Here is a 19,691-nt window from a genome sequence, read left to right on the forward strand (position 1 = left end):
CACCGGCCCCCTCCCTCCACCGGGATGCCGCACACGCTCCATCCCTCCCCATTTCTCCGCACGACGACCAAGGAGTTCGTGTCCGGGCACGGCGGTCCCGGGACACGAACTCCTTGATCAGCCGCGAGGGAGGCGGGTCAGTTCTTGCGGAGGAGGGCCAGGAACATGGCGTCGGTGCCGTGACGGTGCGGCCAGAGCTGCACAGTGGGGCCGTCACCCAGACCCGGCATGCCGGCCGGCAGCATCGGCCGCGCGTCGACGAAGTCGACGGCGAAGCCGCAGCGCCGGGCCGCCTCGGTCACCGTCACATGGGTCTCCACCACGTGCGGCGAGCACGTCACGTACGCGACCAGGCCACCCGGCCGGGCCGCCCGCAACGCGGCGGTGAGCAGCTCACGCTGCAACCGGGTCAGCGGCGGCAGATCCGACGGCTGCCGGCGCCAGCGCGCCTCCGGCCGGCGGCGCAGCGCCCCCAGCCCGGTGCACGGCGCGTCGACGAGCACCCGGTCGAAGTTCCCCTCCGGCAGTTTCGGGTCGCCGCCCACGTCGCGACCGTCGATGTTCAGCACCGTCACCGGCAGCCCGCGGGTGGCCTGCTCCACCAGCCGCGCCCGGTGCTCGGCCACCTCGACCGCTGTCAGCCGCGCGCCCCGGATCGCGGCCAGCGCGCCGAGCAGGCCGGACTTGCCGCCCGGACCGGCGCACAGATCCAGCCAGCGGCCGTCCGGGCCGTCCAGCGGGGCCGCCGCCAGCGCGTCCGCCACCAGCTGGGAACCCTCGTCCTGCACGTGCGCGCGGCCGTCGGCCACCGCCGCCAGGTCACCCGGCGCGCCGCCGGGCAGATAGACCGCGTACGGCGAGAACGCGCCGGGCGCGCCGCCCACCTCGTCGGCCAGCGCCACCGGATCGGCCAGGCCCGGCCGGGCGCACAGGTGCACCGGCGGGCGCTCGTTGTCCTCGATGAGCAGCCGGGCCGTCTCCCCCATGTCGCCGCCGAGCGCCTCGGCGAACGATCGCACGATCCACTGCGGATGGCTGTACGCGAGCGCGAGGTGCCCGACCGGGTCGGTCTCCTGCGCCGGGGCGAGCTTCGCCACCCAGGCGTCCGCGTCCCGGCTGGTGATCTCCCGCAGCACCGCGTTGGCGAACCCGGTGGCGCCCGGCCCCACGGATCGGACCAGGTCGACAGTGGACGACACCGCGGCGTGCGCGGGCACCCGGGTGTGCAGGATCTGGTACGCCCCGAGCCGCAGCGCGTCGCGCACCGGCGGGTCGATGCGCTGCACGTCCCGCCCGGCCGCGTCGGTGACGATCGCGTCGAGCGTGCCGGTGTGCCGCAGCGTGCCGTAGGTCAGCTCGGTGGCGAACGCGGCGTCCCGGCCGGTCAGCCCGGCCTCGCGCAGCATCGCCGGGAGCACCAGGTTGGCGTACGCGTCGTCGCGGTGCACCGCGGCGATCGCCTCGTACGCGACCTGCCGGGGCAGGTCCACGGCCGGACGGGCCGGACGCCCGCCTCGCCGGTCCCCACCGAACCGGTCCCCGCCACGCCGGTCACCGGCCGGCCGGTCGGAGCGCTGCCGGTCGGAGCGCCCACGATCACCGAATCGGTCGTCACCCCGTCGCTCGCCGCCGGGCCGGTCGCCGTGCCGGCGGTCGGCCTGCTCACGCGCGTACCCGCGGGGACGCTCGCCCTCCGCGGGCCGGTCCGGGCGCGACGGCCCCGTCACGCGAACACCTCGCCGGCGGTGACCCGGGCGCCGCGCGCCCAGTCGCCGGCGGGCATGGCCTTCTTACCGGCGGCGCGCACCTCGCCGAGGCGCACCGGCGTGGTCGCGGTGCCGACGAGCACACCGGACTTCTCCACGTGCAGCTCCCCGGGCTTCAGCTCCGGGCCGTCGGCCACCGGGGTGACCGGGCCGAGCTTGACCCGGTCGTCGCGGAACGTGGTCCAGGGGCCGGGCGCGGGCGTGCAGGCGCGGATGCGCCGGTCCACAGCGAACGCGGGGTCGCCCCAGCGGACCCGGGCGTCCTCCACAGTCAGCTTCGGGGCGAGCGAGACGCCGTCGGCGGGCTGCGGCACGGCGCGGGCGGTGCCGGCGCCGATCGCGTCGAGCACCGCCGCCAGCAGCCCGGCGCCGGAGTGCGCGAGCCGCTCCAGCAGGTCGCCGGAGGTGTCGGCCGGGCGGATCTCGTCGGTGACCGTGCCGTAGACCGGACCGGTGTCCAGCCCCTCCTCCAGCTCGAACACGCTGGCCCCGGTCACCTCGTCGCCGTGCAGCACCGCGTGCTGCACCGGCGCGGCGCCCCGCCAGGCGGGCAGCAGGGAGAAGTGCAGGTTGATCCAGCCGTGCGCGGGAATCTCCAGCGCGACCGGCGGCACCAGCGCGCCGTAGGCGACCACCGGTACGCAGTCCGGCGCCAGCTCGCGCAGCCGGTCGAGGAACTCCGGCTCGCGCGGGCGGGCCGGGGTGAGCACCTCGACGCCGTGCGCGTCGGCCCACGCGCCGACCGGCGAGCGGACCAGCCCTCGGCCACGACCGGCCGGGGCGTCGGGGCGGGTGACCACGGCGAGCAGCTCGTGCCCGGAGGCGGCGATCGCGTCCAGGGCCGGTACGGCGACGGCCGGCGTGCCGGCGAAGACCAGGCGCATCCGGGTCACCGCCCCAGGCCGAACGGGTTGCCGGCGGCGTGCGGGCTGAGCTTGACCGTGGGCGGTGCGGCCTGGTCGTACCACTCGGCCTGGCGGATCGCCTTCATGGCCTCCTTGCGGCCGGCCGCGTCGAGCCGGTCGACGAAGAGCACGCCGTCGAGGTGGTCGGTCTCGTGCTGCACGCAGCGGGCCATCAGGCCGGTGCCGACGATCTGCAACGGGTCGCCGTAGCCGTTGAAGCCCTTGGCGATCACGTTCTGCCGGCGCTTGGTGTCGAAGTAGAGCCCGGGGATGGACAGGCAGCCCTCCGGGCCGTCCTGCTCCTCTTCGTCGGGGAACTCCAGCACCGGGTTGACCAGGTGGCCGAGGACGTCGTCGACGTCGAAGGTGAACACCCGCAGGCCCACCCCGAGCTGCGGCGCGGCGAGGCCGGCGCCGCTCTGCTCGCGCATCGTGTCGGTCAGGTCGGCGATCAGCTTGCGCAGCTCGGCGTCGAAGTCGACGACCGGGTCGGCCGGCGTGCGCAGCACCGGATCGCCGAACAGACGGATGGGCTGGACGGTCACTCGGCGTGGCTCCTTGTCTGGGTCGAACGATGCGCGTCCAGTCTACGGAGTCGGCCCGGCCGCCCCGGGTGGCGTACCGGGAACGGTGACCGGGGACGCCTCCCGGCCGACACGCACCGGCAACGTGGCGTGACCACGCAGGGTGAGCCGGACGCGCCGCTCGGGCCGGCCGGCCACCGCCATCTGGGGCAGCCGGCGCAGCAGCAGCGGGAACGCCACCTGCGCCTCCAGCCGGGCCAGCGCCGCCCCGAGGCAGTAGTGCGGCCCGGCGCCGAAGGACAGCGGGTGCACCTGCGGACGCCACGGGTCGAAGCGGGCCGGGTCCGGGTAGCGGCGCGGGTCACGGTTGGCCGCGCCGAGCATCACGATCACCCAGCTCTCCGGTGGCAGGTCGACGTCGCCGTACCGGGACGGCGCGGTGCTCATCCGGGAGGTGAGCTGCACCGGCGAGTCGTAGCGCAGCAGCTCGTCAACGTACCCGGGGGCGAGATCCGGCTGCTCGCGCAGCGCCGCCGCGGCGCGCGGGTGCTCCAGCAGCGCCACCAGGCCGTTGCCGAGCAGGTTGGTGGTGGTCTCGAAACCGGCCACCAGCAGCACGATCAGGTTGGCCAGCAGCTCGTCGCCGGAGAGCCGGTCGCCGCCGTCGTGTGCCTGCACCAGCGCCGTGGTCAGGTCGTCGGCCGGCGCCCGGCGGCGGGCCGCCACCAGCTCGGTGAAGTAGGCGCGCAGCTCCGCCGCGCCCCGGTCGGCCACCGCCAGCTCGTCGGCGGTGATCTCCGGTTCGAGCACGCCGGTCAGGTCGGCGGCCCAGCGCCGGAACAGCGGCCGGTCCGCCGCCGGCACGCCGAGCAGCGCGCAGATCACCCCGACCGGCAGCGGGTACGCGAACGCGGCCATGAAGTCGACCGGCTCGTCGGCGGCGAGCATCGCGTCGATCAGCTCGTCGGCCTGCGCGCGCACCACGTCGCGCATGGCGGCGATCCGGCGCGGGGTGAACGCGCCGGCGGCCAGCCGCCGCATCCGGCTGTGGTCGGGCGGGTTGGTGCGCAGCATCGACCGGGAGATCGACAGTATCGCCGGGCTCTCCCGCCAGCCGGGCATGAACTGGTCGCGCAGCGCGTCGTCCAGCACCCCGAACCGGGCGTCGCGCAGCATCGCGTCGGCCTCGGCGTACCCGGTGACCACGAAGAAGACCGGGCCGGCCTGGACCACCGGGCCGTGCGCGCGCAGCAACTCGTACGTCGGGTAGGGGTCGACGCGACCCTCGGGGGACATCAGCAGTGCGAGCGCGTCGGCAGGGTCCACGATCCGCCTCCCCAGGCATCGGAGACCCTCATCATGCTCCGTGCCGCCCGAGGGTGGTCAACCCGTCACGGCCAGGTGGCGGTGTCCCCGGCGCTCAGGCGCCCGCGCCCGGCTCCCCGGCCAGCACCGGGCCGCCGTCGAGCAGCGCGTGCTCGGGCAGCGGCAGCGCGATGCCGTGGGCGTCCTCCCAGTCGTGGATCAGCCCCGGCCGGGTCTGGGCGGTGAAGAAGTCGACGGCGCTCATCCCGCCGACCACCGGCTCGTCCACCTCGGCGACCAGCCGGGCGGCGACCATCGGCAGGCCGGCGCGCACCGCCGCGCTGAGCCGCCGGTGCCCGTCGACGACGAAGAAGTACTCGCCGGTGTAGCCGATGCTCAGCGGCTCCGGCTCCTCGCCGCTCTCGGCCAGCTCGGCGGCGAGGTCGGCGTCCCAGAGGCCGCGCAGCGCGGACACGTCCTCGGTGGGGTAGACCCGGTTCGGGTCGAGCAGCAGCAGAGGCTGGCCGGCGCGCAGCACGTCCGCGCCGAGGCGGCCCTCGTAGACGTCGATCACGTGCTGGATGACCTGCTCCGGGTTGGCCCGGGTGGTGTCGCAGATCAGGTCGTAGTTGCGCAGGCGTGCCTTGTCGACGCCGTAGCGGACGATGAACCGGCCCCGCTCGCTCTCGCTGCGCTCGCGCAGCTTGGTCCGCGCCTCCTCCAGCGAGGTGTAGCTCTCGGCCGGGCCGGACGGGCGGGCCAGCACGCGCCGCGCCGCCTCGGTCGGCTCGGTGATCATGTGCACCTTGAGCGCGTCGGTGAAGAAGTGCCAGGCCAGGCGGGAGTCCATGACCAGCGACTCGCCGGAGGCGGCGATGTCGCGCTGGAGCTGGTCGACGTAGCCGTCGACGGCCTGGTCCAGCTCGGCGTGCAGGTTGAGCTGCAGGGCGGTCATCTGCCGCTCCTGGGCCATCTGGCGGTAGAGGTCGCCGACGCTGACCCGGCGCAGCCCCAGCCGCTTGGCGATCTCGACCGAGACGGTGCTCTTGCCACTGCCGAGGTCACCGTTGAAGACGATCGACTGACGAACGGTCACGACTGGTCCACCCCTGCTCACCGGCTGACTGACGACATCGAATCCGTGTCGGCCCGACGTGCTCTGGCACCCGCCGCGCCGCGTCCCGCACGGGGAAAACCGCGCGCCTGGCATGACGGGCGATGCTATCACCGCCTGCTACCCAATTGCCGGACCAGGTGTGCGGCAAACCCCAGCTCACGACCGTGCGCGAGGGGTCACGTGCGCAGGGTCACGCGGCTACCGGGCCTCAGAACAGGACGAGCGGATCGACCTGCAGGCGTACCGGATCGGCGGCCTTGCGGGCGCTGCGCTGCCCGGCGGCGGCGTGCAGCGCCTCGGCCAGCGCGGCGGCCCGCGACCGCGGCACCCGCACGAGCATCCGCTCCCGGCCCTCGTCGGCCGGCACCGGACCGAGCACCTCGGCGTCGCCCGGCAGCCGGGCGCCCGCGAGCAGGTCGGCCACCGCCTCGGCGACGCCGGTGACGCTCGCCATCCGGACCGCCGGGGGAAAGCCCAGCTCGCGCCGCTCGGCCAGCTCGCGGGCGGCGAACCAGGCCGAGTCCCAGCGCAGCAGCGCCTGCACCGGGGCGAGCGCGCCGTCGGCGACCACCACCACCCGGCCACCGGCCGGGCCGGGCCGGGCCAGCGCGGCGGCGGCCATCCACCGCCGCAGCGCCTCCTCGCCGGCCCGCAGGTCGGCCCGGGTCAGCAGCGCCCACGAGTCGAGCAGCAGCACCGCGCCGTAGCCGCCGTCGGCCACCGGCTCGGCGCCCGGGGTGGCGATCACCAGCCCGGCCCCGCCCGGCACGGTGGCGAGCACCTCCTCCCGCCCCGAGGTGCGCACCGGCACGCCCGGGAACGCCCGGCCCAGCTCCTCGGCCGTGCGCCGGGCGCCGGTGACCGAGGCGCGCAGCCGCCGCCCGCCGCACTCCGGGCAGGCGTAGGCGGCGCTCACCCGGCCGCACCAGCGGCAGGCGGGCGTGCCCTGCGCCGAGGGCAGAGCGAGCGGCCCGGCGCAGTGCGGGCAGCGGGCCGGGGCCCGGCAGTCCGCGCAGGCCACCGACGGCACGTAACCCCGGCGCGGCACCTGCACCAGCACCGGCAGGTCCGCGCGCAGCGCGTCCCGGGCGCTGGTCCAGGCCAGGCTCGGCAGCCGCGCCGAGGCCGCGCCGGGATCGCGTGCGAGTTGCGGGTCGTCGCCGGTGGGCGCCATGGCCGGGGTACGCGAACGCACCACCGCCCGGTCGGCCACCACCTCGCGGGCCCACGACGTCTCCACCAGCAGCTGCGCCTCGGCGCTGCGGGCGTACCCGCCGACCAGGGCAGCGGCGTCGCCGAGGTGCGCCCGGGTGAGCAGCACGTCCCGGGCGTGCGGGTAGGGCGCGCGGGGCTCGGCGTGCAGATCGTCGCCGTCGTCCCAGATCGCCACCAGGCCGAGCCGCTCCACCGGGGCGAACATGGCCGCGCGGGTGCCGATCACCACTGCCACGTCGCCGCGCCGGGCGGACAGGAAGGCCCGGTAGCGGCGGGCCGGGCCGTCGGCGGCGGTGAGGCGCACGTGCCGCCCGGCGCCGAGCACGGCGGTCAGGGCGGCGTCGAGCCGGTCCAGGTCACGGGCGTCGGCCACCACGACCACGGCGCCCCGGCCGCCGGCCACCGTGGCGGCCACCGCGTCGGCGTACCGGTCGGCCCAGTCCTCCCCCGGCAGCGCCGACCACACCGCACGCGCGGGCCGGCCGTCGGTGAGCGCCCGCAGCAGCGCCGGCCCGGCCGGGTAGTCCCGCCAGCCGCGCGGATCCACCGGCTCCCCGCGTGCGGGCGCCTCGGCGTGCTCGGCGGCCCGGTTGCGCGGCGCCTCGTCGGCGGCCGGGCCGTCGTCAGTCGAACGGCCGTCGCCGGTCGCGGGGGCGTCGCCGGTCGAGCTGCCGTCATCGGGGGCCGGCGCGTCGGCGGCCGTGACCGCCTTCTCGGCGCGGGCGTGCCGGGGCGGCACGGCCAGCCGGAGCACGTCGGCGAGGCTGCCCGCGTAGCGGTCGGCGACCGCGCGGGCCAGCCGGGCCACCTCCGGGGAGAGCACCGGCACCGGCGAGACGACCTTCTCCAGGTACGCCAGCTTCGGGTGCTCGGAGGACTCGGCGCGCTCCAGCAGCCAGCCGTCGACGAGCTGCCCGGCGAAGCGCACCTTCACGCGTACCCCGGGCTGCGCCTCGGCGTCGAGCGCCTCCGGCACCAGGTAGTCGAAGGGGCGGTCCAGGTGCGGCAGGGGCACGTCCACGCAGACGCGCGCGACCGGCGACCCCTGTGCGGGTCGCCGGTCGCGGCGCGTGGCGGTGGTCAGGCTCCCGCGGCCGACTTGAGGTCGGCGGCCCGGTCGGTGCCCTCCCAGGTCAGGTCCGGCAGCTCCCGGCCGAAGTGGCCGTACGCGGCGGTCTGCTGGTAGATCGGGCGGAGCAGGTGCAGGTCCCGGATGATGGCGGCCGGGCGCAGGTCGAACACCTCGGCGACGGCCTTCTCGATCGAGGCCACCGGCACGGTCTCGGTGCCGAACGTCTCGATGAACAGGCTCACCGGGTGGGCCTTGCCGATCGCGTACGCGACCTGGGCCTCGCACCGCTCGGCCAGCCCGGCGGCGACCACGTTCTTGGCCACCCAGCGCATCGCGTACGCGGCCGAGCGGTCCACCTTCGACGGGTCCTTGCCGGAGAACGCGCCGCCGCCGTGGCGCGCGTACCCGCCGTAGGTGTCGACGATGATCTTCCGGCCGGTCAGGCCGGCGTCGCCCATCGGGCCACCGATCTCGAAGCGCCCGGTCGGGTTGACCAGCAGGCGGTAGCCCTCGGTCTCCAGGCCGAGGCCCTCCAGCTCCGGGTTGATGACGTGGTCCCGGATGTCCGGGGTGAGCAGCGACTCCAGCGAGATGTCGGCCGCGTGCTGGCTGGACACGACGACGGTGTCGAGCCGGACCGGGCGCAGCCCGTCGTACTCGATGGTGACCTGGGTCTTGCCGTCCGGCCGCAGGTAGGGGATGGTGCCGTCCTTGCGGACCGTGGCGAGCCGGCGCGCCAGCCGGTGTGCCAGCGCGATCGGCAGCGGCATCAGCTCGGGCGTCTCGGAGCAGGCGAAGCCGAACATCATGCCCTGGTCGCCGGCGCCCTGCGCGTCCAGCGCGCTCTCCGACCCGCCGGTACGCAGCTCGAAGGCGTTGTCGACACCCTGGGCGATGTCCGGCGACTGGGCGCCGATGGACACGCTGACGCCGCAGGACGCGCCGTCGAAGCCCTTCTTCGACGAGTCGTACCCGATGCCGAGGATGGTCTCCCGGACGATGGTCGGGATGTCGGCGTACGCCTTCGTGGTCACCTCTCCGGCCACGTGCACCTGGCCGGTGGTGATCAACGTCTCCACCGCGACCCGGCTGTGCGGGTCCTGGGCGAGCAGCGCGTCGAGAATGCCGTCACTGATCTGGTCGGCGATCTTGTCCGGGTGGCCCTCCGTGACCGATTCGGACGTGAAGAGACGTGTCACGGCACTCCTAAGCATGTGAAGACTTTTAAAGGTCGCTCGGCGGCAGTTTAGCCATCCCCGTTCCGCCGTGACCCCCTGATCGCGGGCCGACCAACCGTCAGGAACGTGACGGCAGCCGCGGACAGACGAGGTCCCAGACGGCGTCGGCCAGGGCCTCCTTGGGCTGCTCGGCCAGCCGGTGGACGGCGCCGTCGGCGCCGATCACGGTGGCCGCGTTGGTGTCGGCGCCGAAGACCTTGTCCACGCCGACCTCGTTGACGACGATCATGTCGGCCCCCTTGCGGGCCAGCTTGGCCCGGCCGTTGGCCTCCGCGTCGTCGGTCTCCGCGGCGAAGATCACCAGCACCTGCCCGGCGCGGCGGACGCGCCCCAGCTCGGCGGCGATGTCCGGGTTGGTGACCAGCTCGATGGTCGGCGCGACACCGTCGTCGGACTTCTTGATCTTCCCGGTGGCGTAGCTGGCCGGCCGGAAGTCCGCGGGCGCGGCGGCCATCACCACGGCGTCCGCGTCGGCGGCGGCCGCCAGCGTCGCCGTGCGCAGCTCCTCGGTGGTGCCCACCCGGACCAGGTCCACCCCGGCCGGGTCGGGCAGCGCCACGTTCGCCGCGACCAGCGTGACCCGGGCGCCCCGGGCCACGGCGGCGCGGGCGAACGCGTACCCCTGTTTGCCGGAGGACCGGTTGCCCAGGAACCGGACCGGGTCCAGCGGCTCCCGGGTGCCGCCGGCGGTGACCACGACGTGCCGGCCCGCCAGGTCCGCCTCGGCGCCGGGGCCGCGGGCCAGGGCCCGGCGTGCGACCGCGAAGATCTCGGCCGGGTCGGGCAGCCGGCCCTTGCCGGTGTCCCGCCCGGTGAGCCGGCCCACTGCGGGCTCGATCACCCGGACGCCGCGCGAGCGCAGCGTGGCCACGTTCGCCACGGTGGCCGGGTGCTCCCACATCTCGGTGTGCATGGCCGGGGCCAGCAGCACCGGGCAGCGCGCGGTGAGCAGCGTGTTGGTCAGCAGGTCGTCGGCGAGGCCGTGGGCGGCCTTGGCGATCAGGTCGGCGGTGGCCGGGGCGACCACGACCAGGTCGGCGTGCTGCCCGAGCCGCACGTGCGGAACCTCGTGCACATCGGACCAGACGTCGTCGGCCACCGGGTGTCCGGACAGGGCCGCCCAGGTCGGCGCTCCGACGAAGCGGAGCGCCGAGGCGGTCGGCACCACCCGGACCCGGTGACCCGACTCGGTGAAGAGCCGGAGCAGCTCACACGCCTTGTAGGCGGCGATGCCGCCGCCGACCCCGAGGACGATCTCGGCGGGCATCGGCGCGGGCGCGGTTACGGCTGGTCGGTCGGCTCAGCGGTGAGCAGGCCCGCGTTGATCTCGCGCATGGCGATGGAGAGCGGCTTCTCCTGGGGGGTGGTCTCCACCAGCGGGCCGACGTACTCCAGCAGGCCCTCACCGAGCTGGCTGTAGTAGGCGTTGACCTGGCGGGCGCGCTTGGCGGCGAAGATGACCAGCGCGTACTTCGAGGTGGTCTTCTCGAGCAGCTCGTCGATCGGCGGGTTGGTGATGCCCTCGGGGTTGGTGGCGATGGATCCCACGAATTAAACCTCTGCGTCTCGTGCGCCGCCCGCGGGCGGTCGGGCCGGAGCCAGGAAGGACGAACCGAGCAATCCTACCAGCTCCGCCGCGGCGCGCTCGGTGTGGTCGTGTGCCACGGCGTGGGCGAAGAGGGCGGCGACGTCCGGGTCGGCCCGGTACGCCGGCGGCACGAGCAGCACCAGCCGGGCGCCGGGCGCCGCCGCCCGGACCGCGAGCGCGCCGCCCAGGTCCAGCGGCAGCAGCACCGGAGATCCGCCGTCGAGCCGGGCCCGCACCGGCGCGCGGGGCACCCCCCGGCGGTACGGGCCGATGCGGCACCACTCCAGCAGCTCGCCCGCGGCGATCAGGCGGTCGAAGCCGGCCGGGTCGAGGAAGACGCGGTCCACGCCGTCCCGCTCGTCCGGGCGCGGCGGCCGCGTGGTGGCGACCACCGGCACCCAGACAGACGCAAGGCGCGCCCGGACCGCCTCGACCACACTGCTCCGGCCGGCCCCGGAGGGACCGGACAGGACAGTGAGCCGAGCCGCCGAGCGCGCCTCGTCATCCGTGCTCACCGCTTGTTTCTACACGGCGGGCCGTTCAGTTCGCGGCGAACTCCCCGAGCAGAGCCTTGCGCTGCTGCTCGCCGAGGCCGCGCAGGCGACGGCTGTCCGCGATCTTGAGCTTCTCCATGATCTGGGTGGCCCGGATCTTGCCGATGCCCGGCATCGCCTGGAGCACGGCCGAAACCTTCAGCTTGCCCACGACGTCGTCGGACTCGGCCCGCTCGAGGACGGTGGCGAGGGTGGTCTTGCCCTGCTTGAGCTGCTCCTTCAGCTCAGCGCGGGCCTTGCGGATCTCCGCGGCCTTCTCCAGCGCGGCAGCGCGCTGTTCGGGGGTCAGTGACGGGAGCGGCACCAGTTCTCCTCAGGTCCCTAGTACGGCGGGCGGAGCGCCCCACCGCATCTGTGAAACGTGGTGTCGCTGGCAACCAAAGGGGTCCGTGGTTCCCAGCGCGGGGAAAACTAGCGGTCAACGGAGATTTCGGCAACGTGGGCGCGCGATGATCAACGGAAAGTGACCGAGCCGTCAGTCAGCCTACGGCGTCCAGGGCGGTCCGGCACTCGGCCAGCGCCCGCTCGGCGGCGGCGCGCAGAGCGGCCGGGTCCGGTCCCGCACCGAGCACCTCGCGCGAGTACGACGGAAGCACCGACGGCAGCGCGTCGCCGAAGACGGTACGCAACCCGGCGGGCGTGCCGCCCTGCGCGCCCAGGCCCGGAGCGAGCAGCGGACCGTTCACCGAACCCAGGTCGTGACCGGTCTCGCCGACCGTCGCGCCGACCACCAGACCGAAGCTGCCGAGCGGCTCCGCACCCCGGTTGAGCTGGGAAATCTCGTCGATCACGGTCTGCGCGACGGTGCGCCCGTCGGCCCCGACGGCACGCTGCACGGAGGCCCCCTCCGGGTTCGAGGTGAGGGCCAGGACGAAGACCCCGCCACCGTGCTCGGCGGCGGTGGAGAACATCGGCGCGAGTGAACCTACTCCCAGGTAGGGGCTCGCGGTCACCGCATCGACATACATCGGGCTGGATGGATCGAGGTACGCCGACGCGTACGCGGCGACCGTCGATCCGATGTCGCCACGCTTGACGTCAAGCAGAACGAGCGCTCCCAAATCTCGCAACTGTCGGATAGTTGACTCAAGCACCCCGAGCCCTCGCGACCCGAAGCGCTCGAAGAACGCCGACTGCGGCTTGACCACCGCCACCCGGTCCCCGATCGCCTCCACCACGGTGCGGCAGAACCGGTCGAGGCCGTCGACGTCGTCGGACAGCCCCCAGTCGGCCAGCAACCCTGGGTGCGGATCGATCCCCACGCAGAGCGGCCCTCGGTCCGCCACGGCCCGGTGCAGTCGGGCGCCGAACGTCTCCATCGCGTCTCTCCTCTCCCCGCGGCCCCGGGCCGCCTGGGCGTGTCCGGCGACGGCCTGCCCGTCGCGCCCTGTCGAACTCGGCCGGGCTCAGCCGGCCTTCACCGCCGCGGCGACCCCGGCCGCGATCCGGGCCACGTCCGCGTCGTCGCAGACGTACGGCGGCATGGTGTAGACGAGATCCCGGAACGGTCGCAGCCACACCCCCTGCGCCACGGCGGCGGCCGTGGCACGCGGCAGGTCCACGTCGTGGTCGAGCTGCACCACGCCGATCGCGCCGAGCACGCGTACGTCGGCCACGCCGGGCGCGCCCCGCAACGGCGCCAGGCCGGCCCGCAGGCCCTCGGCGATCCCCGCCACCCGGCCGGCCCAGTCCCCGGCCCGCAGCAGGTCCAGGGAGGCGTTGGCGACCGCGCAGGCGAGCGGGTTACCCATGAACGTCGGTCCGTGCGCCAGCACCCCGTCGGCGGAGATCGCCCGCGCCACCTCCGGCGTGCACAGCGCCGCGGCCAGCGTCAGGTACCCGCCGGTGAGCGCCTTGCCGACGCAGAGCACGTCCGGAACGACCCCGGCGTGCTCGGCGGCGAACATCTTCCCGGTCCGGCCGAAGCCGGTGGCGATCTCGTCGAAGACCAGCAGGATGCCGTGCCTGCGGGTCACCTCGCGCAGCACCCGCAGGTAGTGCGGGTGGTGGAACCGCATGCCCCCGGCGCCCTGGACGACCGGCTCGACGATCACCGCGGCCAGCTCGTCGGCGTGCCGCTCCACCGCGTCCACCAGAGCCGCCTCGTACGCCGGGTCCGGCGGCGCGTCGAAGCCGGCCGGCGGCGCCGGCGCGAACACCTGCCGGGGCAGCACGTCGCCCCAGAGGTGGTGCATGCCGCCCTCCGGGTCGCAGACGCTCATCGGGTGGAACGTGTCGCCGTGGTAGCCGCCCCGCCAGGTGCCCAGCCGGCGGCGCTGCGGGCGTCCCAGCGCCCGCTGGTACTGCAGGCACATCTTCACCGCGACCTCGACGCTCACCGAGCCGGAGTCGGCCAGGAAGACGTGTTCCAGGCCGTCCGGGGTCAGCTCGACGAGCGTGCGTGCCAGGCGTACCGCGGGCTCGTGGGTGAGCCCGCCGAACATCACGTGGCTCATCCGCCCGAGCTGGTCGGTCACCGCGGCGTCGAGCACCGGGTGCCGGTAGCCATGGATCGCCGCCCACCACGACGACATCCCGTCGACCAGCTCCCGCCCGTCCGCCAGCCGCAGCCGCACCCCTTCGGCGCTGTCCACCACGTACGGCGCGCTGCCGGGCATCGGCGCGTACGGGTGCCACACGTGCCGTCGGTCCGCCTCCAGGATCTCCTCAGGCGTCATGACTCCTCCTCAATCCCCCTCCCCGCCCCCGCCGCCCCTCTCCCCGCGATCTTGCGGTTGCTGCCCCTGCCGCGCCCGGAATGAGGCGGTGTGCCGGGGCCGGAAGTGCAAGATCGCGAGGGTCAGGGGGGCGGGGGTCAGGGGGTGGCTCGGGTTATGGCTCGGGTGAGGGCGGGGCCGCGGTAGATGAAGCCGGTGTAGAGCTGGATCAGGGACGCGCCGGCGTCGAACATGCGTGTGGCGTCGTCCGGGTCGAGGATGCCGCCGACGCCGATCACCGGCAGCCGTCCGCCGGTCTCGCGGTGCACGAAGGCGACCATCTCGCGGGCCCGTACGGTGAGCGGCCGGCCGGACAGGCCGCCCGCCTCCGCGCCGCGCGCCCGGTCCGCCGGGGCCAGCCCGTCACGGGCGAGCGTGGTGTTGGTGGCGATGACCCCGGCCGCGCCCCGGTCGAGGCAGACCTCCAGCAGCTCGGCCACGGCCGGCTCGGTGAGGTCCGGGGCGATCTTCACCAGCACCGGCTTCTCCCCCACCAGCGCGGCGAGCAGCGCGTCCAGGTGGGACCGGTCCTGAAGCGACCGCAGCCCGGGGGTGTTCGGTGAGGACACGTTGACGGCGAAGTAGTCACCGTGTCCCTTGAGCGCCCGGTAGGAGTCGAGGTAGTCCTCGACGGCCTGATCCAACGGGGTCACCTTGGACTTGCCGAGCGAGATGCCGAGCGGTACGCCGATCGGGCGGGGCAGCGCCGCCAGCCGGTCGGCCAGCGCCGCCGCGCCCTCGTTGTTGAAGCCCATCCGGTTGACCACTGCTTCGCTGTCGCGCAGCCGGAACAGCCGGGGCCGCGGGTTGCCCGGCTGGGCGTGCGCGGTCACGGTGCCGACCTCGACGAAGCCGAAGCCGAGCGCCGGCCACGCCGGCAACGCGAGTCCGTTCTTGTCCATCCCGGCGGCCAGCCCGACCGGGTTCGGGAAGCGCACCCCGAACACGGTGCGCGGCGCGGACCGGAAGTACGCCGCGCGCAGCGCCGCCAGAAGCGCCGGCCGCCGCGACACCGCCGCCAGCCGCTCCAGCGTCCACTCGTGCGCGCCTTCCGCGTCCCCGCCCGCGAGCGAGAACAGCCGGGGCCGCACCACCTTCTCGAAGATCACGCGCCGGCCCCCGAGCCGGTGATCATGAGGTTGGCGGCGAAGTGGATCTCCGATTCCGCCGCCAACCTCATGATCGACGCGTGGAGGCGCGCTGTCACTCGCCCGCCCGCAGGGCGGCGTGCAGGTCCTGCAGCGGGCGGACCTTCAGGTCGCCCCGGATGCGGGCCTCGATGCCCATGACCGCGGCGGCGGCACCCGGCACCGTCGTGACGCACGGGATGTCGACGCTCACCGCCGCGCTGCGGATCTCGTACCCGTCGGAGCGGGCGCTCGCGCCGGAGCCCTGCGGCGTGTTCACCACCAGCGCCACGTCCCCGCCGAGGATCAGCGAGACCGCGTCCGCGCCCTCACCCGACTCGTAGTGCTTGCGGATCTGCTCGCAGGCGATGCCGTGCCGGCGCAGCACCTCGGCCGTGCCGGTGGTGGCCACGATCTCGAAGCCCAGGTCGGCCAGGCGCTTGATCGGGAAGATCATGCCGCGCTTGTCCCGGTTGGCGACCGAGACGAAGATCTTCCCGGCGGTGGGCAGCGACCCGTACGCGGCGGCCTGGGACTTGGCGAACGCCTGCCCGAAGCCGGTGTCGATGCCCATCACCTCGCCGGTGGACTTCATCTCCGGGCCGAGCAGCACGTCGATGCCCTTGCCGGAGGGGGTACGGAACCGCTTGAACGGCAGCACCGCCTCCTTGACCGCGATCGGCGCGTCGGCCGGCATGGTGCCGCCGTCGCCGGTCGGCGGCAGCATCCCCTCGGCGCGCAGCTGCGCGATGGTGGCGCCGAGCGCGATCCGGGCCGCCGCCTTGGCCAGCGGCACCGCCGTGGCCTTGGAGACGAACGGCACGGTACGGGAGGCGCGCGGGTTGGCCTCCAGCACATAGAGCATGTCGCCCTGCAACGCGTACTGGACGTTGAGCAGGCCGCGCACCCCGACGCCGCGGGCGATCTCCTCGGTGTAGCGGCGTACCTGGGCCAGGTGCGAGCCGGCCAGGGTGATCGGCGGCAGCGCGCACGACGAGTCGCCGGAGTGGATGCCGGCCTCCTCGATGTGCTCCATCACGCCGCCCAGGTAGACGTCGCCCTCGGCGTCCACGAGCGCGTCCACGTCGATCTCGATGGCGTCGTCCAGGAATCGGTCCACCAGCACCGGGCGGTCCGGCGAGATGGCGGTGGCCCGGCCGATGTAGTCGCGCAGCGTGGCGTCGTCGTACACGATCTCCATGCCCCGCCCGCCGAGCACGTACGAGGGGCGGACCAGGACCGGGTACCCGATCTCGTCGGCGATCGCCTTCGCCTCGTCGTACGAGGTGGCCATGCCGTGCGCGGGCGCGCGCAGCCCGGCCCGGGCCAGCACCGCGCCGAACGCGCCGCGCTCCTCGGCCAGGTGGATCGACTCCGGGGAGGTCCCGACGATCGGCACCCCGGCGTTCTTGAGCCGCTGGGCCAGGCCGAGCGGCGTCTGCCCGCCGAGCTGGACGATCACCCCGATGACGCCGGGTCCGCCGGCGGCCTTGCCGGAGGAGTCCTCGGCGTGCCAGACCTCCAGCACGTCCTCGAACGTCAGCGGCTCGAAGTAGAGCCGGTCGGCGGTGTCGTAGTCGGTGGAGACGGTCTCCGGGTTGCAGTTGACCATGACGGTCTCGTAGTCGACGGCCCGGAGCGCCTGGACCGCGTGCACGCACGAGTAGTCGAACTCGATGCCCTGACCGATCCGGTTCGGCCCGGAGCCCAGGATGAGCACCTTCGGCCGCGCCGAGGGCGCCACCTCGGTCTCCGAGTCGTAGGTCGAGTAGTGGTACGGCGTGGTCGCCTCGAACTCGGCGGCGCAGGTGTCCACCGTCTTGTAGACCGGCCGGACGCCCAGCCGGTGGCGCAGCGTGCGGACGCCGTCCTCGGCGGCCAGCTCGGGACGCAGCGCGGCGAGCTGCCGGTCGGACAGGCCGGCGCGCTTGGCCCGGCGCAGCAGGCCGGCGTCGAGCACCGGCGCGTCGACGATCTCGGCGCGCAGCTCCACCAGCGAGGCGATCTGGTCCAGGAACCACGGGTCCATGCCGCCGGACGCCTCGGACACCTCGGCGATAGACGCGCCCAGGCGCAGCGCCCGCTCGACGGTGTAGAGCCGGCCGTCGTGCGGCGTGCGCAGCGCCGCGAGGGTGTTCTCCTTCGTGGCGCCGTCGGGGTCCGCGGTGGTCCAGAAACCCGATGCCTTGGTTTCCATCGAGCGCATCGCCTTGTTCAGCGCCTCGGTGAAGTTGCGGCCCAGGCTCATCGCCTCGCCCACCGACTTCATGGTGGTGGTCAGCTCCGGGTCGGCGCCGGGGAACTTCTCGAACGCGAACCGGGGGATCTTCACCACCACGTAGTCGAGCGTCGGCTCGAACGCCGCAGGCGTCTTGAGCGTGATGTCGTTCGGGATCTCGTCCAGCGTGTATCCGATGGCGAGCTTCGCGGCGATCTTCGCGATCGGGAAGCCGGTCGCCTTCGACGCCAGCGCCGAGGAACGCGACACCCGGGGGTTCATCTCGATCACGACGATCCGGCCGTCGGCCGGGTTGACCGCGAACTGGATGTTGCAGCCGCCGGTGTCCACCCCGACCTCGCGCAGCACCGCGATGCCGAGGTCACGCAGCCGCTGGTACTCCCGGTCGGTGAGCGTCATCGACGGGGCGACGGTGACGCTGTCGCCGGTGTGCACGCCCATCGGGTCGACGTTCTCGATCGAGCAGACCACCACCACGTTGTCGTGGCGGTCGCGCATCAGTTCGAGCTCGTACTCCTTCCAGCCGAGCACGCTCTCCTCGATGAGCACCTCGTGCACCGGGCTGGCCGCCAGGCCCGAACCGGCGATGCGCTCCAGGTCCTCGTCGGTGTGCGCCATGCCGGAACCGAGGCCGCCCATGGTGAACGACGGCCGGATGACCACCGGCAGGCCCAGCTCGGCGACCGTCTCGCGGACCTCGTCCATCGAGTGGCAGACCCGCGAGCGCGGCACCAGCGCGGACGGATCCTCCAGGCCCAGCCGTACGCCGGCCTTCGCGACGATCTCCTTGAACAGCTGCCGGTCCTCGCCCCGGTTGATCGCCTCGATGTTCGCGCCGATCAGCTCGACGCCGTACTTCTCCAGCACGCCCGCCTCGTGCAGCGCGACAGCGGTGTTCAGCGCGGTCTGCCCGCCGAGCGTAGGCAGCAGTGCGTCGGGACGCTCCTTGGCGATGACCAGCTCGACGAATTCCGGGGTGATCGGCTCGACGTACGTGGCGTCGGCGAACTCCGGGTCCGTCATGATCGTCGCCGGGTTGGAGTTGACCAGGCTGACCCGGATCCCCTCGCTGCGCAGCACCCGGCAGGCCTGGGTGCCGGAGTAGTCGAACTCGCAGGCCTGTCCGATCACGATCGGCCCGGAGCCGATCACCAGGACGTGCTTGAGGTCGGTCCGCTTAGGCATTCTTGCGCCCCTCGATCAGCTCTGCGAAACGGTCGAAGAGGTAGTCCGCGTCGTGCGGGCCGGCCGCCGCCTCCGGGTGGTACTGGACGGTGAAAGCGGGCACGTCGATGCCCCGCAGCCCCTCGACCACGTTGTCATTGAGGCAGACGTGTGACACCTGGACACCGCCGAACTCGGTCTGGATCACCTGATCCGGCACCACCGCGCCGTCCCCGGCACCCGGCACCTGCACCGCGAAGCCGTGGTTGTGGCTGGTCACCTCGACCTTGCCGGTGGCCCGGTCGAGCACCGGCTGGTTGATGCCGCGGTGGCCGTACCCGAGCTTGTAGGTGCCGAAGCCGAGCGCCCGGCCGAGGATCTGGCTGCCGAAGCAGATGCCGAACAGCGGAATCCGCCGGGCCAGCACCTCCCGGGCCAGCGCCACCGGGCCGTCGGCGGTCGCCGGGTCGCCCGGGCCGGGCGAGAAGAAGACCGCGTCCGCGCCGGTGGCGAGCAGGTCCTCGATCGTCGACCCGGCGGGCAGCACGTGGGTGGTGACGCCGCGGGCGGCGAGCCGGCGCGGCACGTTGCGCTTGATGCCCAGGTCCACGGCGGCCACCGTGAACCGGTGCTGGCCCTCCGCCTCGACCACGTACGGCTTGGCGGTGGTCACCTCGTCGGACAGATTCGCGCCGACCATCTGCGGCGAGCGGCGCACCCGCTCCAGCAGGGCGGCCGGGTCGTCCTCGACGCTGGAGATGCCGACCCGCATCGCGCCGCGCTCGCGCAGATGCCGGGTCAGCGCCCGGGTGTCCACGCCGCTGATGCCGACCACGCCCTCGGCGGCGAGCCGGTCCTCCAGCCCGCCGGTGGCACGCCAGTTGGAGCTGATCCGGGCCGGGTCGCGCACCACGTATCCGGCCACCCAGATCCGGTCGGACTCGTCGTCGGAGCCGTTGACGCCGGTGTTGCCGATGTGCGGCGCGGTCTGCACCACCACCTGCCGGTGGTACGAGGGGTCGGTGAGCGTCTCCTGATAGCCGGTCATGCCGGTGTTGAAGACCGCCTCGCCGAAGGTCTCCCCGACGCTGCCGTACGCCTCGCCGTGGAACGTGCGCCCGTCCTCAAGGACGAGAATCGCGGGCCGTCGCTTCACTGTG

The 19,691-nt window shown here is 74.0% G+C and carries 16 protein-coding genes; all 16 read right to left on the bottom strand.

What is annotated here, in order from left to right:
• Positions 1–137 precede the first annotated feature (137 nt).
• Positions 138–1,727, bottom strand: coding sequence for an RsmB/NOP family class I SAM-dependent RNA methyltransferase (locus ACSDG8_RS05650; RefSeq protein WP_210897605.1), 1,590 nt, complete (start codon positions 1,725–1,727; stop codon positions 138–140).
• Positions 1,724–2,650 (bottom strand): methionyl-tRNA formyltransferase, encoded by a 927-nt coding sequence (fmt, locus tag ACSDG8_RS05655; RefSeq protein ID WP_210943143.1) that lies wholly within the window; start codon positions 2,648–2,650, stop codon positions 1,724–1,726. The genes ACSDG8_RS05650 and fmt overlap by 4 nt, the downstream gene beginning before the upstream one ends.
• A gap of 5 nt (positions 2,651–2,655) precedes the next feature.
• On the bottom strand, positions 2,656–3,216 hold the full coding sequence (gene def / locus ACSDG8_RS05660; protein ID WP_030271057.1) for a peptide deformylase: 561 nt from the start codon (positions 3,214–3,216) through the stop codon (positions 2,656–2,658).
• A gap of 42 nt (positions 3,217–3,258) precedes the next feature.
• The gene (locus ACSDG8_RS05665) at positions 3,259–4,521 is read right to left on the bottom strand and encodes a cytochrome P450 (protein WP_210897608.1); all 1,263 of its coding nucleotides are present in this window, start codon (positions 4,519–4,521) and stop codon (positions 3,259–3,261) included.
• Positions 4,522–4,615: 94 nt separating this feature from the next.
• Complete coding sequence (locus tag ACSDG8_RS05670) at positions 4,616–5,596, bottom strand: AAA family ATPase (RefSeq protein ID WP_210897610.1); 981 nt, start codon at positions 5,594–5,596, stop codon at positions 4,616–4,618.
• A gap of 229 nt (positions 5,597–5,825) precedes the next feature.
• Positions 5,826–7,853: a primosomal protein N' gene (locus tag ACSDG8_RS05675; protein WP_210897612.1), complete on the bottom strand. Its 2,028-nt coding sequence runs from the start codon at positions 7,851–7,853 to the stop codon at positions 5,826–5,828.
• A 59-nt stretch (positions 7,854–7,912) separates the two neighbouring features.
• Entirely contained in the window at positions 7,913–9,103 is a 1,191-nt protein-coding gene (gene metK, locus ACSDG8_RS05680; protein WP_307871201.1) for a methionine adenosyltransferase, read from the bottom strand.
• 97 nt (positions 9,104–9,200) lie between these two features.
• A complete protein-coding gene (gene coaBC / locus ACSDG8_RS05685) occupies positions 9,201–10,409 on the bottom strand; it encodes a bifunctional phosphopantothenoylcysteine decarboxylase/phosphopantothenate--cysteine ligase CoaBC (RefSeq protein ID WP_210897614.1) in 1,209 nt (402 codons plus the stop codon).
• Positions 10,410–10,423: 14 nt separating this feature from the next.
• On the bottom strand, positions 10,424–10,690 hold the full coding sequence (gene rpoZ / locus ACSDG8_RS05690) for a DNA-directed RNA polymerase subunit omega (RefSeq protein ID WP_013285517.1): 267 nt from the start codon (positions 10,688–10,690) through the stop codon (positions 10,424–10,426).
• A 3-nt stretch (positions 10,691–10,693) separates the two neighbouring features.
• Positions 10,694–11,245, bottom strand: coding sequence for a guanylate kinase (locus ACSDG8_RS05695; protein WP_210897616.1), 552 nt, complete (start codon positions 11,243–11,245; stop codon positions 10,694–10,696).
• A gap of 25 nt (positions 11,246–11,270) precedes the next feature.
• Positions 11,271–11,588, bottom strand: a complete 318-nt coding sequence (gene mihF / locus ACSDG8_RS05700; protein WP_013285515.1) for an integration host factor, actinobacterial type — start codon at positions 11,586–11,588, stop codon at positions 11,271–11,273.
• 175 nt (positions 11,589–11,763) lie between these two features.
• Positions 11,764–12,603 carry an orotidine-5'-phosphate decarboxylase gene (gene pyrF, locus ACSDG8_RS05705; RefSeq protein ID WP_210897618.1) on the bottom strand — a complete coding sequence of 280 codons (840 nt, stop codon included), beginning with the start codon at positions 12,601–12,603 and terminating at the stop codon, positions 11,764–11,766.
• Between the two features lie 87 nt (positions 12,604–12,690).
• A complete protein-coding gene (locus tag ACSDG8_RS05710) occupies positions 12,691–13,962 on the bottom strand; it encodes an adenosylmethionine--8-amino-7-oxononanoate transaminase (protein WP_210897620.1) in 1,272 nt (423 codons plus the stop codon).
• Positions 13,963–14,099: 137 nt separating this feature from the next.
• Positions 14,100–15,110 (bottom strand): quinone-dependent dihydroorotate dehydrogenase, encoded by a 1,011-nt coding sequence (locus tag ACSDG8_RS05715; protein ID WP_210897622.1) that lies wholly within the window; start codon positions 15,108–15,110, stop codon positions 14,100–14,102.
• A 94-nt stretch (positions 15,111–15,204) separates the two neighbouring features.
• Positions 15,205–18,552, bottom strand: coding sequence for a carbamoyl-phosphate synthase large subunit (carB, locus tag ACSDG8_RS05720; RefSeq protein WP_210897624.1), 3,348 nt, complete (start codon positions 18,550–18,552; stop codon positions 15,205–15,207).
• Complete coding sequence (carA, locus tag ACSDG8_RS05725; RefSeq protein WP_210897626.1) at positions 18,545–19,687, bottom strand: glutamine-hydrolyzing carbamoyl-phosphate synthase small subunit; 1,143 nt, start codon at positions 19,685–19,687, stop codon at positions 18,545–18,547. The genes carB and carA overlap by 8 nt, the downstream gene beginning before the upstream one ends.
• Positions 19,688–19,691: the final 4 nt, after the last annotated feature.

It is taken from the genome of Micromonospora sp. LA-10 (assembly GCF_051853095.1).
GTDB classification, from domain to species: domain Bacteria; phylum Actinomycetota; class Actinomycetes; order Mycobacteriales; family Micromonosporaceae; genus Micromonospora; species Micromonospora echinospora_A.